This is a genomic window from Rickettsia senegalensis (genome assembly GCF_056135685.1).
In genome coordinates, this window is record NZ_JBVYTQ010000001.1 from 379906 (window position 1) to 400026 (window position 20121).

Consider the following 20121-nt stretch of genomic DNA (forward strand, 5'->3'; position numbering starts at 1 on the left):
GAGTATTTTTTACAAAACTGATGCAATCCTTGGCTTCTACAGATCAATTTCATCTCTGTCATCCCGTGGCTTGACCACAGGATCCAGTTAAAATACTAAAATTATTAGTATTTGTTTATTATTTTTATGGACCTAGTTAGCAAGCGAACTAGGTGACACAGTGGGTTTTACCAGTCCACGCAATAACGCCTCACGGTCTATAACAAATAACAAATTTTTTTACTTTGTAAGTTTAGGTGGTAAATAATTTTCTGTTGAGATTACTTTTTTACCAGTTTTATTTTCCAAGGTCGTTTTAGCATTTTTAGCTATGCCTCCTCCTATTTTACTTGCAATTTTATTTTCTTTCATGCCTGTTGCATTATTAGTTTCTGCTACCTGACGAGTAGATAATTCAGCAAGAGCAGTAAAAATTAATTCTGCTTCGTTCATGTGATCACGTAAATTTTGATTTTTTAAGCCCTTTATATTTTTGTGTTCTTTAATGCTTGGGTAATCCTCCCATTTTTAATCGCAATAGAGAGTAGAGAGTTAAGTTGCGAGAGCTAATTTTTGTATTGGTGTTATACCGCCAATAGCCATATTAAGTCTTTCGTTATTATAAGACCAAAGCCATTGAGTTGCAAGATCCTGTGCTTCTTGTATATTAACAAATAAATACTGATTTAACCAATCATATCTTACAGTTCTATTATATCTTTCAATATATGCATTTTGCTGAGGCATGCCTGGCTGAATGAATAATAACTTGATATTCTTTTCTTTTGCCCACTTGCTCAATAATTTACTGATATATTCAGGTCCATTATCACAACGTATAGATTTTGGCTTACCTCGCCATTCTATAATTTGATCTAGTGACCTGATAACTCTTCCTGCTGACAATAAAAAATCAGTCTCAGTACCAAGGGGTCATGCCTCCATATTGCAGTTACGCCTATTAAAAAGCTATACGTTCAATAAGAGTACCAATAACCTTATCATGAATATCCAATGACTTGGAAAAGCAGATTGTCTTACGTGCAAGCCTCTTGCATCTCGTTCTAAGGTTCAAGTTACTTCGTTCTATCCGTTGAGTGTATTTTTTACTGATAATATGCTTTTTAGGGTCTAATAACCTAGCATAACTCCCCCATCCATCTGTATAGTAAAAAGTCACCTTGAAATTCTCTAGTTTTTTCAGTAATGATTCTAATGTGCTATCACATCTTGTACCAAACGTATAAGCAACTACTTTTAACGAAATCTTATCCAAAGCATACCAAAGCCATCGTTGTCTGGATTTATTCTGTACATAAGACCATTGTTCATCTATCTCAGGAGCAATAATTACTTCTGTTGTACTGATAGAATGATTTATTGTTTTTTAATACTAGATTTTTTTAAAACATGGATAACTGTATTGATACCCACTTTTAATACTCTTACTGTATCTCTAACTCCAGAGCCGTTGATTGACATTTCTACTATTTGCTCCTTAACTCCAGGCTTAGATGCATTATTAATATACTCCAATTGAAAATATCGATTACACCGCTTGCATTGATATCTCTGTTGTTTTGAAATTGAATATCCTGACTTTATTACTTCTTCTGTGTTGTTACAATATCTACACTTAACATCTATTTTTGCCATAACTCCTTAACTATAATTCTCTCTTATTACTGTTTGAGGATTATAGACTATTTACTCTAAACTGCAATACGGAGGCACGACCCTGCTTTTCTTAGTTCGTAGCTACTTTTTTTTATATCTACGCAACAAGGCCTTGCGGGAATGACAGTTTTGGTATCTATGTAACAAGGCTACCACCATTGCAGAATGCAAATGCCACATATTCATACTAAATTTCTAAAATATTATATATAATTATTAATTATAATAGACATATTAAAAAATTGTATTAAAGTCGTAACACTTTCTCAGTTATTTAATTTTTATTAAGGTTTACATATTATGGCGAATATTTCTCCAAAATTATTTCAAAAAGCAATCCAAAAAGGTCTTAAAACCGCTTTATTCACCACTTCAACTGCAGCTATAATGCTAACCAGTAGCGGAGCGTTGGGAGGAGCAACGATAAATGCAAATACAAACTTTAGCCAAGGACTGGGGCTTAATCCTGCAGGACAATTTGGCGGTGGTACTTTACAATATGCAAATGATGCTGTTACGGTTGACGCTGATGAAGCAGTAGATACGACAATACTTGTATCCGATCATGCTCCGGGTTTATTTACGGTAAATGAAGATATTTCTTTAGGTTCTGTTGTGCTCGGTGGTGGCACGGCATTTCCTGTTAGCATTAGTAATAACTTTACATTAACTTTAACAGGTGAAGATGGAGGTGCTGGCAACGATATTTATGACGGTTTAGGAGCTATTACCTTAAATGGTGCCGCTGCAGGTTTAACTATAAATTCCGGAACCTCGGACTTGATAACACTTGATGGGGCTATAGACGGTGGAGCTGCCGGTCAGGGTGTATTAAGAGTTAGCACAGATACCACTTTTACTGCTGCGGTAGGTGCAACTAAGAGCTTAGCTTCAATAACTGTTGATGCTGGCGTAACCGTAAATGCTACTACGCTTGCAGCAACAAATATTGTTGTGAATGGTGGTGAAGTTGTTGCAACAGGTGCAGTAAATGGAGATATAAATTTAGCTGTAGCTGGAACATTATTTAACGCAGACGGTTTAGTCACGGGTACTGCAGTATTTAATGATGACGGTAAATTAACATTAGGAAATGGAATATCAGCAGACATAACGGCTGCCGATAATGGTGTTAACGGCACTGTCGTAGTTGGGAACGGTAATATACAGAATGTAGGAGCAAACAGTAATTCCTTACTAGATGTACAATTTAATAACACTGCGGCAAGTAGTGCGGGTAATATATTTGCAACCAGTGTAAAGGTTAATAGTGCCACAGTAAATGTAGTAACAGGTACAGTTAATGGAGTGATTAATTTTGCAGCTGCCGGTAAATTAAAGGCAAACGGTTTAGTTACAGGTGCAGTAGAATTTGATGATGATGGTACATTAACTTTAGGAAATGGAATAGCGGGGAATATAACAACAACTTTAGATGATCAAGGTACACTTATTATTACAGGCGGTAATAATGTAGGAAATATAGGTGTTATAGCTAATGAAGGGCTAAAATTAGTAACTTTTAATAACGGCAACAATAATGGCGGTAATGGAATAGCAGCCGGTAATGTAGTTGCAACAACAATAACAATAGGAGAAGATAACGGAAATAACGTATCTATAGTAACTGCTAACCAAATAGAAGGAGCAATAGAATTTGCAAATGCCGGTAATCTAAAAGCAGCTGGTTTAGTTAACGGTACAGCACTATTTAATGCTGACGGGACGTTAACTTTAGGTAACGGTATTGCAGGGGCCATAACAGCAGCCGGTGACGGTGCTAACGGTACGGTTATTGTAACAGCAGGTAATGTACAGAATATCGGTGCTAATGGTAACTCAATAAAGCAATTAACATTTAATAACGCAGTTGCAAGCAATGCAGGTAATATATTTGCAGCTGGTGTAGCAATTAATAATGCAAATGCAAATGTAACAGCAGGAGCAATCACGGGAGCAGTAAATTTTGCAGCTGACGGTGCGTTAACGGCGAATGGCGGTATTACCGGAGCGGTGACAACAAAGGCCAATAATACCGGTACACTTACAGTTAGAGCAGGTGATGTAACCGGAGCGATAGGAACAAATGGTGGTAATATATTAAAACAAGTATTGTTTAATGGTGCAAGTGATGTAACAAGCATTGATGCCACAACAGTAACCATTAATAATACAGCGGCAGACGTACTGGCAACGGGAGCGATCACGGCAGCAGTAAATTTTGCAGCAGACGGTGCGTTAACGGCAAATAATGGAATTACCGGAGCAGTAACTACAGCAGGAGGTAACGGTACATTAACAACAGCCGGAGTAGGGGTTACCGGAGCGGTAGGTACAAATGGAGCATCTCTAAAAGTTCTGAATGCTAAAGTAGATAATGGGGCTGCAGACCTTGCGTTTACTAGTGATATTTATGCACAAACCGTAAATTTTGATGATATTGCCGGCGGTGGAGCAGTAGGTACGATAAAAGTCGGCGGTAATTTGGTAGCTACAAATGTAAACTTCAGTGCAAATGCAAATGGTGGTATATTAGAGTTTAACGGTCCCGGCGGTAACACTTATAACTTAAGTGGAATTATAGCAAACGGTGCTACCGGTATACTTAATATTAATGCCGGTGGCACAGTAGTTGCAAATGATGCTAGTATAGGCACAGTTGCACAAATTGACATTCAAGATAATAAGTCTTTTGCAATAAATGCTAAGAACGCTGATGTTGATATATTAAACGCTCAAGCGATTAATTTTAAAGGAGCAAACTCAAAGCTTTTCTTACTTAACGATAGTACTACAGATAATAGAGTTATAACTCTTAAAAATGATTTACCGGCATTTGCAACCGGTGGCGGTACGTTACTTCTTGCTGGTACAACAAAACTTGTGACCTTACAAGGTGACGGTGGAAATAAAACAATAGGTACGGCAGGAAGTGAATTAACATCATTAAATGTTTTAGGTAACGTAGCCTTTGATAATATAGATACTACGAATGTTCTTGCATTTAATATCTTAGGTACTACAAATTTTGTTGATGCAGGCGGTATTACTAACCAAATTAATGTAATAAATATCGGTGCTGCAGGTGTAGGACCTACAGGTGCAGCGATTGCTGCCGCTGCCGGTTCTTATACGATTGATGCAAATGGCGGTAATGTAGGAATTTTAGCCAATGGTCAGACTATTAATTTTGCCCATGAAGATGCAACTTTAGTATTACAAAATAGTGTAGCCGGTAACGGTACGATAACATTAAATGCTGTACTTAATCCACTAGCTCCAAATAAAGGTAAGCTTGCTGTAGATTCAGGAGCTGCGGGCGGGAAAGTAATTCTTGCAAGTGTCGGGAATGCTACTTACGGTACTGCAGTAAATAAATTAAAAGAATTAGAATTTAGAGGAAACGGAACATTCCAAATAGATACCGATATATTTGTTAACGATTTAGAATTATCAGTGCCGGCAATTACCTATAATAAGGATATCAACTCTAATTTATCATTCGGTGGTGCTACTGCTTTAACTCAAAACGGTAATATTAACGGTAATGTAGATTTCAATAATCAAGCAGCAGTTATAACACTTGGTGCAAATAAAAATATCACCGGTAGTGTTACAAGCAGTAACGGAGTTAACGGTACAATCATCGCAACCGGTGCAAGTATTATTAATGGACCTATTACTAATATTGCTATGTTAAAAGTAGGTGCTGGGGCTGTAAGCATAACCCAAGGCAGTAATACTATTATCACCGAAATCCAAGGTAACGGTACAGCACTCTTAACATTACCTGCAAACTTTAACTTAACAGGCAGCATAAATAAAACCGGCGGTCAGGCTCTGAAGTTAAACTTCACGAATGGCGGTAGTGTTAGCGGTGTTGTAGGAACTGCGGCTAATTCGGTTGGTGATATCACAACGGCAAGCACAACAAACTTTGCAAGCAGTGTTAACGCAAAAGGTGCAGCGACGCTCGGCGGTACTACAAGTTTTGCCGATACATTTACTAACACCGGTACTGTTACTTTAGCTAAAGCTTCTATCACTAATTTTGCTAAAAATGTAACAGCTAACAGCTTTGCAGCTAACAATGCTACTATTAATTTCGGTAATAGCCTAGCCTTTAATAGTAATATAACAGGTAGCGGTACTACACTTACTTTAGGTGCAAGCCAAGTAACATATACCGGCGCCGGTAGCTTTACTGATACGCTAACCTTAAATACTACTTTTGACGGAGCAGCTAAGTCAGGCGGTAATATCTTAATTAAATCAGGTAGTACTCTTGATTTATCAGGAGTTTCAACGTTAGCACTTGTTGTTACTGCTACTAATTTCGACATTAATAATATAAGTCCGGATACAAAATATACGGTAATATCTGCAGAAACAGCAGGCGGATTAAAGCCTACTCCCGCAGGTAATGTTAAAGTAACCGTTAATGATGACAACCGCTTTGTCAACTTCACTTTTGATGCATCGACTTTAACGTTATTTGCAAAAGATGAATCTCAAGAAGTTATAGATAACGACTTCAAACCGGGTGGACCGCTTGCAAATATCCCAAATGCTGCAAATATAGAGAAATCACTTAAATTAATGGCAGCAGCACCAAACGGCTCGGATGCGCGTCAAGCATTGGATAACTTTGGTTTGATGACGCCCCAACAAGAAGCAGATGCTGTAACTCACCTCATACAAGACGTTGTAAAGCCTAGCGATACTATAGCTGCTATTAATAATCAAGTTATACTAAGTAATATCTCAAGTAGCTTAATTAATCTAAATGCTAGAATGGATGCAATACAGCCGGCTGCCGTAGCTGCCGGTGATGAGGACAGAGATGCTAAGTTCGGCGCATGGATAAGTCCGTTTGTCGGTAATGCAACGCAGAAGATGCGTAACAATATAAGCGGTTATAAGTCTGATACAACCGGTGGCACTATAGGTTTTGACGGCTTAGTTAACGATGATCTAGCACTAGGGGCTGCATATACAAGAGCCGATACCGATATTAAGCTGAAAAATAATAAGACGGGCGATAAGAATAAGGTAGAGAGTAACATCTATTCCGTATACGGTTTATATAATGTACCTTATGAAAATCTCTTCGTTGAAGCTATAGCATCTTACTCGGATAATAAGATAAAAAGCAAGTCAAGACGCGTTATAGCAACAGCACCGCAGACTATCGGTTATCAAACCGCAAGCGGTAAGTATAAATCTGAAAGCTATACAGGTCAGTTAATGGCCGGTTATACCTATATGATGCCTGAGAACATTAACTTAACACCGCTTGCTGGGCTTAGATATTCGGCTATCAAAGATAAGGGTTATAAAGAAACCGGTACTACTAACCAAAACCTTACAGTTAAAGGTAAGAACTATAATAGCTTCGATGGTTTACTCGGCGGTAAAGTATCAAGTAATATCAATGTCAACGAAGAAGTAGTTCTAACACCTGAGCTTTACGCAATGGTTGATTATGTATTCAAGAATAAAGTTCCGGCGATTGATGCAAGATTACAAGGTATGACTGCTCCTTTCTCAACCAACAGCTTTAAGCAAAGCAAAACAAGCTTTGATGTCGGCGTCGGTGTTACTGCTAAGCACAAAATGATGGAATACGGTATTAATTACGATACAAATATCGGAAGTAAGTATTTCGCTCAGCAAGGTAGTGTAAAAGTTCGCGTAAACTTCTAATATACTCTAGCTCGTCATTGCGAGCAGCCTAGGCTGCGTGGCAATCTCATGAAATAATAACAAACCCCTGAGGTTGCCACGTCAACGCTTCGCTTTTCCTCGCAATAACGGAATGACAAACCACGAAGGAATCATCGAACGTCTACAAAAAACAATAAAAAAGCCTATATAGTTTGACTCTATAGGCTTTTTTGCTTTATAATGTAGTCTTGAGAGTCGTCATTGCGAGCGACTGCAAGGAGCGTGACAATCTCAGGAATTTTGGCACGAGATTGCCACGTCAAGGCTTCGCCTTTCCTCGCAATGACGATAAAATTTAAATAAAAAATTATGTTAGATAATATTAGAAAAACTGCTGATAGTTTTATAATGCGAGTTTTATTCGCAATGATAGCTTTTGCTTTTGTCGGCTTTGGTATTAAAGATGTATTAAACGGAAGAAGAAACGGCGATATTGTTACTTTTTCTCATGTGAAAAATATCTCTCAGGAAGATTTTTTGAGAGCAAAATCTTTAGAAATTAATGCTATAAGTAAGCAAACGGGAACAAGTTTAACCGATGAAGAAATAGCGCAGTTAAATATTGATAACCGAATCCTTAAAAGACTTGTTTACGATAATGTCTTAGATTATTTAGTTAGTTATTACGACTTAGATCTAAGTGATGATACAGTTAAAATTTTAGTCAAAGAATCACCGGTTTTTAAAAATGAGCAAGGTGTTTTTGATATAAAAATTTTTAAAACTTATTTTAGAAATTCTTATATGGATGAAGAAAAATATTTATTAAACTTCAAAGAAAAAGCTTTAAAAAACATCCTGGTCGGTAGTTTTGTAGAAAGTTTCTATGTTCCTAAAGCTATAACTGACAATATAGTAGATTATATGGCTGAAAAAAGAGAAGTAGAATTAGTGCAGATAGAATTACAAAATAAACCGAAAGATTTACAAATCTCCACCCCTACCGACCAGCAATTAAAGGTTTTTTACCAAGATAATAAAACCGTGTTTGAGGTACCTGAGAAACGCAGCTTTTCTTATATTAAAGCTAATATTAAGGATTTAAAAGTCTCAATTACTCAAGATGAGTTGTTAGAATTTTATAATGAAAATAAAGATGAATTCGGTGATCAAAGTTTTGAAGCAGTACAGAAACAATTACATGATTTATTAAAGGCTCAAAAAATCGACATACTTAATATGGAGTTTGCTAAAAAGCTGGAAGATGAGACGGCAGCCGGTTCTAGTTTAGTTGAAATTGCTGAAAAATATAAGCTACCGATACAAAACGTTAACTATATAAGTTATGCAGAGCTTATTGAAGATAAAATAATTGCCGAAAATGCTGATAGTATTTTTGAGCTTTCGGAAGGAGAATTATCTTATCCTATAGAAGCAGAAGATAAAAGTTATCTTATATTGGTAGAATTAAAATCTATTCAGCCGGCAAAAATACCTGAATTTGATGCCATTAAAGAGCAGGTAAATAAAGTTTGGATAAAGCAGAATATCGCTGATGTAAACTTAAAAATTATCAAGGATTTAGCAAAAGAATATAATTCAGATCAAGAGAACATAAAAGAGCTTAAAGCAGCAGGAATAAAAATAAACAAAAAAAGCTATATTAGAGCGGAAATGGAAAATGATCTAACATTAACTCCAGAGATATTATTATCAATTTTTAATACTAAAATAGGAAGTAATACACCTATATTCCAAGTAGGTGATGAAGTATATTTTGCACATATTAAATCTAGAAGTATAGATGAATTAACAGCTAAAAATATTCATATCAATTCAGAAAAAAATATAATATATAATATTAAAAATTCTGTAATTGACGAGCTAATTAACTGCACAATTATTCAGAATGATATGAAAGTGAAGGGGAATTTTAGCAGATAATGAGGAAGTGTTTTCGATGTCATTCCTACGAAAGCAGGAATCCATCATAAAGCGAGATAAACCGAGCTTTAAAACGTTTTAAAGTAATGGATTCCTGCTTTCGCAGGAATGACATAAAACGAGCCATGCAATAATGTCATACAGTAATGACATAAACATTACAAACAAAAAAAATAAAACTATGAGCTTTAAAGATTTACCAGAGTTCTTAAAATTTTTAGAAAAAAACGGTGAGTTAAAGCGTATTTCTACCCCCGTTAAAACTGACCTAGAAATTACTGAAATTAGTAGAAGAGCATTAGCACAAGGCGGACCTGCATTACTTTTTGAAAATGCTATAAAAGCCGATTGCACTAAATCCGATATACCTGTTCTAACTAATCTTTATGCTAGTATAAATCGTATTCGTATGGGACTTAAACTTAAGTCACCCAAAGAATTAAGAGAGCTTGGCGTTTTACTAGCATTCCTTAAACAGCCGCAACCCCCCTCATCTTTTAAAGAAACATTATCAATGTTACCGCTTGCTAAGCGTATATTTGCGATGTCTCCTAAAACAATATCAAAAGCAGCCTGTCATGAAGTCGTCATTGACAAACCGAATATCAATATATTGCCGATCCAAAGATGTTGGCCTGATGATATTTCGCCTTTAATTACCTGGGGGATAGTAGTTACTAAGGGACCTAGTAATGATAAAATAGATAATTACAACCTTGGTATATATAGAATGCAGGTTATTTCGGAAAATAAATTATTAATGCGTTGGTTAAAGTTACGGGGTGGAGCAGAACATCATAAACGTTGGAAAGAAGCAAAAAAAGAGCCGTTTCCCGCCGCTATCGTTATTGGGGCAAATCCAGCGGTAACTTTGGCAGCGGTTACACCGATACCTGAGAATATCTCAGAATATAATTTTGCAGGTTTACTCGGTAATGAAAAAATAGAGCTGGTGCAATGCAAAACTATTGACCTTAAAGTACCTGCACATAGTGAAATAGTGCTAGAAGGTTATGTAAGTTTAGAGGAATATTCACCTGAAGGCCCTTTCGGGGATCATACCGGATATTATAATGATGTTGAGGAGTTTCCGGTCTTTACCGTAACTGCAATAACGATGAAGAAAAATCCAGTATATTTAAGTACCTATACCGGAAAACCGCCTGATGAGCCGTCAATCTTAGGGGAAGCATTAAATGAAATCTTTATTCCTATCTTGCAGCAGCAATTTCCGGAAATAGTCGATTTTTGGCTTCCGCCTGAAGGGTGTTCATATAGAGTTGCGGTAGTATCGATTAAAAAATCTTATCCCGGTCATGCTAAAAGAATAATGCTTGGGATTTGGTCGTACTTACGGCAATTTATGTATAGTAAGTTTATTATAGTCGTAGATGATGATATTGATGTTCGTAATTGGCAAGAAGTAATTTGGGCAATAGCGACCAGAAGCGATCCAAGGCGTGATACGAGCTTTATAGATAATTCCCCGATAGATTATTTAGATTTTGCCTCACCTGATTCAGGGCTTGGTAGTAAAATGGGAATAGATGCAACCGATAAAATATACCCTGAGACAAATAGAAAATGGGGTAAAAAAATAGAAATGAGTCAGGAAGTTATCGACAAGGTTGATAGTATGTGGGATGGTTTAAAGATGATATAAGCAACCGTCACTGCGAGCGACTAAAAGGAGCGTGGCAATCTCATGAAACAGTATAAAATGCCTGAGATAGCCACGTCGAGGCTTTGCCTCTCCTCGCAATGACGTTAAAATAATATAACATTATCAGAGCTAAACATGTATAACATCCCGCACGAGACGATAATTAATAATTTCAAAGAAATAGCCGATAAATATCAAGAGCTTATTTTGCATTTCATGCAAGGTAGGGGGAGCATGATACCTAGGAGCCTAATTGATAGTGATAAAAACAGGATTATAGCTTCTTTAATGGTAGAACAATTTTGGGCAAATCCTGAAAAATTTTGTCAGCTTAATATTGAATATATTGATAAGTTAAGAGAGCTTACAACGAATAGCTTTGCAAAATTTGTCGGTAGTCCGGCAAAAGCTGTATTTTCTCCGGATAATCGAGATAAAAGATTTAAAGATTCTTCGTGGGAGGATAATGCTTATTTTGACTTTGTTAAACAATATTATTTACTATCTAGTGAGTGGCTTAAGAAGAATATAGAACAGTATGAGCTATCAAATGATCTCAAGCAACATTTAGAGTTTGTAACTAAACATTTTATTGATGCTTTTTCACCTTCAAATTTTGCTTTTTGTAATCCTAAGGTTTTACGTGTGACGTTAGAAAGCGGCGGCCAAAATCTAGTACAGGGATTAGAAAATTTCTTAAGAGATATAAAAAGCTCTGGTGATATATTAAATATTAAAACTACCGATAAATCCGCCTTTAAACTCGGTCAAAATATTGCGGCAACAAAAGGAAAAGTCATATTTCAAAATGATTTAATGCAATTAATATGCTATGAACCGAAAGAGAAAGTTCATAAGATTCCGATATTTATTATTCCGCCATGTATAAATAAATATTATATACTCGATTTGTCTTCGCATAATTCTCTAGTATCTTTTTTGGTGGAAAATAATTTTCAAGTTTTTCTTATTTCATGGGTTAACCCTGATATTTCTCTATCGGAAAAAGGCTTCGAGGATTACTTAAAAGACGGTATTTTAGCACCTTTTGAGTATGTTAGAAATCTTGGTTTTGAGAAAATTGATTTTGTCGGCTATTGCATGGGTGGTACGTTCCTTGCTATAATTATCACCTACTTTAAAGTAAAAAAAATAGATTCTGTTCACAGTAGCACTTTCTTTACTACTTTGCTTGATTATACTCACCCGGGTGAGCTTGAAATATTTTTTAATGAAGCTACGATTAATTACATTAAAGAAGATATAAAGCTAAAGGGCTATTTTGACGGACAATATTTATCAAATAGTTTTAGTTTGCTAAGGGCAAATGATCTAATTTGGACGTTTTTTGTCAATAATTATTTGCTTGGCAAAAAACCTATGCCTTTTGATTTGCTATATTGGAATGCGGATTCTACTAACTTGCCGGCAAAAATGTATGAGGAATATTTACAAAATACATATTGTAATAACTTGCTAAAAGAGTCTAATAATTTAGAGATACTCGGAACAAAAATAGATCTTGGAAAAGTTGATTGCAACACTTTTTTCGTAGCTGCAAAAGAAGATCATATAACTCCATGGCGTTCAATATACGATGGAGTAAAATTATTAAACGGACATAAGATTTTTTGTCTCACGGATTCAGGGCATGTAGCAGGTGTAGTTAATCCTCCTGCGACTGCTAAATATAATTATCGGCTTAATGACGACTTAAGTTTAAGTAGTCATGAGTGGCTTATAAAGGCTACGGAATATGAAGGCTCATGGTGGAACTATTGGCTTGATTGGCTTATAAAAAATAATGATACTAAGCTAGTAGATTCTTTAGATTATCAGAATCTAGAGGCTATAGAAGAAGCCCCGGGAAGCTATGTAAGAAAATAGTATACTCGTTTAATTTGAAAAATTGGCGTCGTTGTTCGGCACCCCCCCAAAAACAATCGACAAAAGGAGTAGAATTTTCTAGAAACAAAGGAGGAGATTCTATAAATGACAATATCAAAGCACAGTGATAGCCAAATCATGTCTATCTTAAAGCAAGCGAGCGGTGGGATGCCTGTAGCGTCTATACTGAGAGAGCACAAAATACCATCAGCGACATTTTATAAATGGAGATCAAAGTATGGTGGTATGGCTTTACCGATGATTACTAAATTAAAGGAGTTAGAATCGGAAAATGCACGGCTTAAAAAGATGTATGCTGAGGAAAGGCTAAGAGCTGATATATTAAAGGAAGTACTTGAAAAAAAGTTAGGAAGCCATCTCAAAGGCGGGAGATGGCTAAAATAATATCTGGAGAAAAAGATATTTCTATAAGGAGTGCATGCAAGATCTTTGGTGTCAGCGAAACATGCTATAGATATAAAAGGAAGCTATCATCTGAGGATGATATTATAGCAGGCCAGCTAATGCGTTTAGTAGGTGATCAAAAGAACTGAGGCCTTGGCCTCTGCTTTTTATATTTACGTAATATCAAAGGTTTTGGTTGGAATCATAAACGTGTATACAGGATATATAAGGAGCTAGCCCTTAATATGAGAATAAAGCCTAAGAAGAGATTACTTAGAGCAAAGCCTAAAAAGCTTATAGTGTCTAAAACAATAAATGATTGCTGGTCCATGGATTTTATGCACGATAGTTTAGAGAATGGTAGGAAATATCGTTTATTTAATGTGATTGATGACTTTAATAGAGAGAGCCTTGGTACTGAGACTGATTTTTTATTGTCAGCAGGAAGAGTTATCAGGTCACTAGATCAAATTATAGAATGGCGAGGTAAGCCAAAATCTATACGTTGTGATAATGGACCTGAATATATCAGTAAATTATTGAGCAAGTGGGCAAAAGAAAAGAATATCAAGTTATTATTCATTCAGCCAGGCATGCCTCAGCAAAATGCATATATTGAAAGATATAATAGAACTGTAAGATATGATTGGTTAAATCAGTATTTATTTGTTAATATACAAGAAGCACAGGATCTTGCAACTCAATGGCTTTGGTCTTATAATAACGAAAGACTTAATATGGCTATTGGCGGTATAACACCAATACAAAAATTAGCTCTCGCAACTTAACTCTCTACTCTCTATTGCGATTAAAAATGGGAGGATTACCGTTTCATATTTTTTGTTCCTCACGTACTAGTTGTACGCTGCGGTCAAAAAATATAAAACACCTTGCTCTTTTCCAAATTAAACTTCGTCTGCCGATTTTTCATTTATTCAGAATATATAAAAATTGTGAAGAGAAAAAATAGTAAATTTATAGAAATATCTATTGCCTTTATCTTAGGAGTTGCTTTAGGTATTTATGGACAGAATCCAGATTATTTTACTAATCTAATAAATCAAAAATCATTAGCTTCATCTGCGCCAAAAATAAAGCATTACAATATTTCAGAGCTTTCAAGAAGTAAAGTTAGTACATGTTTTACTCCTCCTGCCGGTTGTACTAAGTTTATAGCAAATCAGATAGATAGAGCTGAAGAATCTATTTATATGCAAGCATACGGTATGAGTGATGTACTGATTACTACTGCGCTTATTAATGCACAGATGCGAGGAGTAAAAGTTAGAATATTGCTTGATCGTAGTAATTTTAAGCAAAAATTTTCTAAATTGCATGAATTACAACGAGCAAAAATTGATGTGGACATAGATAAAGTACCGGGAATCGCTCATAATAAAGTTATCATTATCGATAGAAAGAAAGTAATAACCGGTTCGTTTAATTTTACAGCAGCTGCTGATAAACGTAATGCTGAAAATGTAATTATTATAGAAGATCAGGAGCTAGCAGAGTCTTATTTACAAAATTGGTTAAACAGAAAAGCGAGTAATTCGGGTAAATAGTCATTGCGTGCGATACCGAACCCTCATTGCGAGCAGCCATATAGCTTCTTTATGTCATTCCTGCGAAAGCAGGAATCCAGAAAAAAGTATAAATACAGCAAATTTTTGAAATTAAAAGCTCGATTTATCTCGCGTTATTATGGATTCCTGCTTTCGCAGGAATGACATAAAAAAATAGTTAAAAATTACATAGATTTCTTATTAAAGTTTTTTTGTACTTGTTCTGCCATATTTTGCATATTATTAGAAGCATGATGAACATTCTCGGCAATATGCTTATTTGCGGCTTCTAATATTTTGTTTGAAGACTCATAAGCAATACTTGCTAATTCCTTAGCATTATCCATAGATGTTTCATAAATAGATCTTAAACATTTTTGATGACATTCACTAGCTTGTTTGAAATCTTTAGAATTTGCTGCTTCTTTGGCGGTATTCAAAATAGTATTAACATTATTTTGTATAATCTCGGAATTTTTCTTAAGCAAAGATTGCATGCTTTCTGTAGCAATTTGGTTAGTTGTTAAAAGAATATTCATAGCTCTTTGCATTGTATTTGTGATAGATGAAAGATCTACACTAGGGATATTTTTCATAGAACTCATATAAAATTCCGGATTCATATAGGATTTCATTAAATCTAAAAATTGTGTATTATTTAACATTATTCATTCTCCTAAAATAAATTAAATTTTTTACTTAAAAAATTTTTTGTGTTTTATAGGTTACGTATATGTAAACATAAACCCTCAATTCATGCTAACATTTATAAAATTATGAGTCAATAATTGTTAGCATTAAGAATAATATTAAAAATAGTTAAGTTTTTATAAATGTTGGACACATCAATTCAAGAATTAATAGATAAGTGGCAAAAATACCTCGTTTTGCAAAGAAATTACTCTAATCATACAGTAATTTCTTATAATAATGACCTTAAGCATTTCCTTGAGTTTATGAATTATTATCATTCAGAGCTTGTAACGATAAATCATATTAAAACCGCAGATATAAGATTAATCCGAAGTTGGCTTGCAAAACGTAACTGTGATAATTTTACCACTTCTTCAATTTCGCGTGGTTTATCTGCAGTAAAAAATTTTTATAGGTTTTTAGAGAAAACAACACAATTAAATAGTCATATAATTTTTTCTATAAAAACTCCTAAAAAGACTAAATTGTTACCAAAAGCTTTATCGGAGGATGATGTAGTAATATCACTTGAACATATTGAAGAATACGGGAATGTTAAGTGGGTAGAACTTAGAAATAAATCCCTACTTGTTCTTATATATGCTTCAGGTCTACGTATATCGGAGGCATTATCAATTACAAAACTTCATCTACAAAATCTAGAATTTATAAGAATAATAGGTAAAGGTAGTAAAGAAAGAATAATTCCGTGGTTACCGATTGCTAAAAATTTAATTACCCAATATTTAGAAATATTGCCGTATAAGCTAGGCGATAATGAACCAATATTTAGAGGAAAGCAGGGTAAGAAATTGCAGCCACCGGTATTTAATCGTGAATTAATTAAATTAAAGCATTTTTATGGTTTACCGCAGCATTTAACTGCTCATTCATTTAGGCATAGTTTTGCTTCGCATTTGCTTGAGCATGGTGCAGATTTACGCTCTATTCAAGAGCTATTAGGTCATAAAAGTCTATCTACTACACAAAACTATACTAAAACAAGTATAAAGCATTTAGAGGCTGTATATACTACCGCATATCCAATTAAAAAATAAAATATATTAATATTCATAATCTTCTTGCGTTAATTTTAAGTCGTATATTATATTATTTTAAAAACCTTATAAACATAATATATAAGAGGCTATCAGTAAATAAACTTTAATTAGTAATTAAAGAGCTTTTTTAGCGAAAATTAATAAGATTTTTGTCGGAATAGTTATTCATATTTCAAAAAAAAATCTTATAATTTGCAGCAAAAAAGAACTAAATTACCGAAAAATTTGTTTACTGATAGCCTCTTAAAAGCTAATATTGAGATATTAATATGCTAGAAACACCTAAATTACCTATGGGATATAAACCTTCTAAAGATGAAGAATATATGTGTCCTAATCACCTAGAATATTTTAGACAAAAACTTTTAAGATGGAAAGAGGATTTATTAAAGGAATCTCAAGAGACTTTAAATCATTTAAAGGAAGAAAATTTAAAAGAATCCGATCTTAACGATTGTGCTACTCATGAAACAGAAAGAGCTTTTGAGCTTCGTAGTAGAAATAGATATTGTAAATTAATGAGTAAAATAGAAGAAGCATTATCACGTATTAAAAATGGGGAATACGGTTACTGTGAAGAAACAGGCGACCCAATAGGTATAAAAAGATTAGAAGCACGACCTATTGCTGCATTATGTATTGAAGCCCAAGAGCGCCATGAAAATTATGAGAGAAGTCATTTGGATGAGCCTGGGAATTAAGTAGCTAGGTAATTTATGTGCGTGGTTTAAAAGTTGTCATTGCGAGCCGGCATTCATGCCGGCGTGGCAATCTTGGCAAGCCTCCTGAGATTGCTTCGTCAATTGCTATGCAATTTCCTCGCGATGACGATTTGGGTATCCACGCGGGCAAATGCCCCGACTATTAGCGATTATATACCTTAAAACCTAAAGAAGTTAGAGCATTTACCGTTTCAAATAAAGGTAACCCCATAACATTTGAATATGAGCCGGAAATAAATGAGATAAAAGCTTCTGCATAACCGTAAATTTTGCACCCGCCGGCTTTATCTATTCCCTCATCCAAAGAACAATAAAAATTAATCTCTTCATCACTTAATTTTTTAAACTTAACAATAGTCTGAACTATTTTTTGTCTAATTGTAAGCTGATCATTCTCTTTTTTGATAATACATAAACCGGTATAGACACGATGACGACGTCCGGATACCATCTTAATACAATTCTTGACTTCTTCATAAGTAGTAGCTTTCGGCAATACTCTTCTACCTACTGCCGCTACGGTATCGGCAGCTATAATTATAGCGGGTTCCTCTATTTGAGATGCAACTTTTATAGCTTTTTCGTAAGCAAGTCTTATGGCTAAGGGAGCGGGTAATTCACGCAAATTAGGTGTTTCATCTATATCTGCCGGAATAATTTGTGAAGGGATAATTTTGATTCTGTTTAGTAACTCAATTCTTGCAGGAGAGCTTGATGCTAATATAATAGGTAATAGACTCCTTGTATAACCTCCTTCTAAAGGTAATTTGCACGTCAATCCGGTACTCGCATCCTCACGTACGCTTTTGTACGCTGCGGTGTTGCGTTCCGTGTTTCCTTCAAATTCCTCTTTATAAGATAGGTTGTGCAAGGAGTCTAATGTTTTTTGATTCCGCTTCATATTTAAGACTAGTGACGATGAATCACACGCCCCTTAGTTAAATCATAAGGAGTCATTTCTACCGTAACTTTATCTCCTAGTAATATTCTGATACGATTTTTACGCATCCTACCGGAAGTATGAGCAATAATTACATGATCATTCTCAAGCTTTACTCTAAAAGTAGCATTAGGTAAAAGTTCAAGTACTGTACCTGTAAACTGAATGAGGTCGTCTTTTGACATTATAATTTATGTTTTTATGGTCGGGGCGGAGAGATTCGAACTCCCGACCCTCTGGTCCCAAACCAGATGCGCTACCAGGCTGCGCTACGCCCCGAGAATTAATTATGTTTATACTATATACTCTATTATTCGTAGCAAATCAATTTGTTTATGCAAAAATTTATAGATTTTGCTCATATCGTCATTGCGAGCGAACGTAAATGAGCGTGGCAATCTTGTCAAATAACCTGAGATTGCTTCGTCGAAACTTGCTGTTTCTTCTCGCAATGACGGTTTGGGTATTTCTTAAGTTTTATATACGATTTACCGAATCTCTATAAAAATACATAAAGTTTAATTTATTTTAAACAAAAAAAAGTAATTTATAGTTACTTTCTATAAGTAGAAAATACTTTATTTATAAGTATTTTTATAGATATTTTAGTATTTAATTAACGTTTTTCAACTAAAAGTAATGTGTTATTTATATAACAAAATTATAAGTTAGAAAAATTTTTGTTCTTTTAATAATTATTAATCATTTCATCTTATCCTCTTTTATTATTAATATTAATTAAAGCTCTGAATAAAAAATTAATTTTATTATTAACTTTTTTTAAAAGTGCAACATAGGTTCTGTGAACATCTCTAAAAAATAGCAAATTAATTAGAAATGTTCACAGAACCTAGCGAAAATATTAAGAATTTTTATCTTAATCTCATTTACCAAAGATTTTTAAAAATCTTCCAAAATACAGAAAATTTATATTTGTTTAATGAATACTAGTCTCGAATTGATAATTTAGAAAATTAAGCCCAAATTTAGGAGACGTTATGTCAACTCAACGAAAAATACTCTAAAAATTTAATTAAAAAAGGCATGTTTACGACAGCCTCAGCGGCGGCAATGATACTTGCGAGTACTAGCTCTTTAGCTCTAGACAACCAAGACGTGATAGCAGATGATGCGGTTTTATTTAGTGGGGTTAATTTGGATCAAAATGACGGTAATGTTCCTTTTGCTCTAGGTTCTCTACTTACGTTTAATAATGTAGATAGCGTTACTGCCGATGTGAATGCAATTGCCAGTATATATGTAAATGCTATCGGTGCATCGGTGACTTTTCCACAGAATACAGTGGTTGGCTGTATCGTTCCACCGGATTTACTTCTAGCAAATCACTCATTAAATATGACTATCCCTGCTGGGGTAAATGTTACTTTAAACGGCGTTGCTCCGAGTCAAGCAGCAGCTGCAGCTGCTGTAAATGCAGCGGGCTGTGCTAATCCGTTTGCTCCCGGGCTCGGCAATAACGTTCCTACAGATACTTATTTTATTAATGATATAGATTTTCAGGGTATTAACGGACAATTAACTATTCAAGCCGCAGATTATGGAGATATAGTTTTTGCTGCCGCAACTACTGATACCACGATTACAAACGGATTAGATGCTATTGTAAATGTTAAATCAAATCTTCAGGTAAAAGATAGTAGTTGGGCAACAGAGCTTGGAACAATCAATATTAGTGCTAATGCTGTATATAATTATGTGAATAATGATGCTGGTCCAATTGATATAAATCCTATAGGAAATTTAGTATTTTTAGCTCCTACTTCTCGAGCTGACTTTAGTAATGAAAATGCAAATGGTGGACAGTTTTTAGCTACCGTTCCTATAACTAGCGATACAGACTATAATGGACTGAGAAATCAAGACAAAAAATAATCAAATTCGTTTCCTATTTTTATTA

At 34.8% G+C, this 20121-nt stretch carries 13 protein-coding genes, 1 tRNA gene and 3 pseudogenes; 10 read left to right on the forward strand and 7 right to left on the reverse strand.

The features are described 5' to 3' along the window. Window positions 1–219: 219 nt before the first annotated feature. The 3 genes and pseudogenes from AC0ODJ_RS01995 to AC0ODJ_RS02005 form a co-directional block, all read right to left on the reverse strand. Window positions 220–432 (reverse strand): hypothetical protein, encoded by a 213-nt coding sequence (locus AC0ODJ_RS01995; RefSeq protein ID WP_218460434.1) that lies wholly within the window; start codon window positions 430–432, stop codon window positions 220–222. Between the two features lie 99 nt (window positions 433–531). After that, window positions 532–909, reverse strand: a pseudogene (locus AC0ODJ_RS02000) (integrase core domain-containing protein); the annotation flags it as partial. Window positions 910–940: 31 nt separating this feature from the next. Next, a protein-coding gene (locus AC0ODJ_RS02005; RefSeq protein WP_474464817.1) for an IS1 family transposase occupies window positions 941–1635 on the reverse strand; the annotation gives its coding sequence in 2 pieces (ribosomal slippage) (window positions 941–1362 and window positions 1362–1635; 696 coding nt in all). Window positions 1636–1956: 321 nt separating this feature from the next. Between AC0ODJ_RS02005 and AC0ODJ_RS02010 the strand changes: the two genes are divergently transcribed. The 7 genes and pseudogenes from AC0ODJ_RS02010 (at window position 1957) to pld (ending at window position 14787) form a co-directional block, all read left to right on the forward strand. Beyond that, entirely contained in the window at window positions 1957–7362 is a 5406-nt protein-coding gene (locus AC0ODJ_RS02010) for an autotransporter outer membrane beta-barrel domain-containing protein (protein ID WP_474464821.1), read from the forward strand. A 330-nt stretch (window positions 7363–7692) separates the two neighbouring features. Beyond that, window positions 7693–9267 (forward strand): SurA N-terminal domain-containing protein, encoded by a 1575-nt coding sequence (locus AC0ODJ_RS02015; RefSeq protein WP_218460013.1) that lies wholly within the window; start codon window positions 7693–7695, stop codon window positions 9265–9267. Between the two features lie 181 nt (window positions 9268–9448). After that, window positions 9449–10930, forward strand: a complete 1482-nt coding sequence (locus tag AC0ODJ_RS02020; protein WP_218460011.1) for a UbiD family decarboxylase — start codon at window positions 9449–9451, stop codon at window positions 10928–10930. A gap of 5 nt (window positions 10931–10935) precedes the next feature. Further along, window positions 10936–11033, forward strand: a pseudogene (locus AC0ODJ_RS02025) (lytic transglycosylase domain-containing protein); the annotation flags it as partial. 32 nt (window positions 11034–11065) lie between these two features. After that, a complete protein-coding gene (locus AC0ODJ_RS02030) occupies window positions 11066–12817 on the forward strand; it encodes a PHA/PHB synthase family protein (protein WP_218460010.1) in 1752 nt (583 codons plus the stop codon). Window positions 12818–12922: 105 nt separating this feature from the next. Next, a pseudogene (locus tag AC0ODJ_RS02035) lies at window positions 12923–14010 on the forward strand (IS3 family transposase). A gap of 165 nt (window positions 14011–14175) precedes the next feature. Then, window positions 14176–14787, forward strand: a complete 612-nt coding sequence (gene pld / locus AC0ODJ_RS02040; RefSeq protein WP_218460082.1) for a phospholipase D — start codon at window positions 14176–14178, stop codon at window positions 14785–14787. A gap of 185 nt (window positions 14788–14972) precedes the next feature. Here the strand turns inward: pld and AC0ODJ_RS02045 are convergent, their stop codons facing one another. After that, complete coding sequence (locus tag AC0ODJ_RS02045; protein ID WP_218460081.1) at window positions 14973–15452, reverse strand: phasin family protein; 480 nt, start codon at window positions 15450–15452, stop codon at window positions 14973–14975. A gap of 168 nt (window positions 15453–15620) precedes the next feature. Between AC0ODJ_RS02045 and AC0ODJ_RS02050 the strand changes: the two genes are divergently transcribed. Both AC0ODJ_RS02050 and dksA read left to right on the forward strand, forming a co-directional pair. Beyond that, window positions 15621–16538 (forward strand): tyrosine recombinase XerC, encoded by a 918-nt coding sequence (locus AC0ODJ_RS02050; RefSeq protein WP_218460079.1) that lies wholly within the window; start codon window positions 15621–15623, stop codon window positions 16536–16538. A gap of 272 nt (window positions 16539–16810) precedes the next feature. After that, window positions 16811–17242 (forward strand): RNA polymerase-binding protein DksA, encoded by a 432-nt coding sequence (gene dksA / locus AC0ODJ_RS02055; protein ID WP_032073655.1) that lies wholly within the window; start codon window positions 16811–16813, stop codon window positions 17240–17242. A 163-nt stretch (window positions 17243–17405) separates the two neighbouring features. Here dksA and AC0ODJ_RS02060 read toward each other — a convergent pair whose 3' ends face one another. The 3 genes from AC0ODJ_RS02060 to AC0ODJ_RS02070 form a co-directional block, all read right to left on the reverse strand. Beyond that, window positions 17406–18164, reverse strand: coding sequence for a Maf family nucleotide pyrophosphatase (locus AC0ODJ_RS02060; protein ID WP_474464833.1), 759 nt, complete (start codon window positions 18162–18164; stop codon window positions 17406–17408). A gap of 8 nt (window positions 18165–18172) precedes the next feature. Then, on the reverse strand, window positions 18173–18388 hold the full coding sequence (gene infA, locus AC0ODJ_RS02065; protein WP_008579354.1) for a translation initiation factor IF-1: 216 nt from the start codon (window positions 18386–18388) through the stop codon (window positions 18173–18175). A gap of 17 nt (window positions 18389–18405) precedes the next feature. Further along, a tRNA-Pro gene (locus AC0ODJ_RS02070) sits at window positions 18406–18482 on the reverse strand. A 765-nt stretch (window positions 18483–19247) separates the two neighbouring features. Here AC0ODJ_RS02070 and AC0ODJ_RS02075 point away from each other — a divergent pair. Further along, complete coding sequence (locus tag AC0ODJ_RS02075) at window positions 19248–20096, forward strand: hypothetical protein (RefSeq protein WP_474464836.1); 849 nt, start codon at window positions 19248–19250, stop codon at window positions 20094–20096. The last annotated feature ends 25 nt before the right edge of the window (window positions 20097–20121 follow it).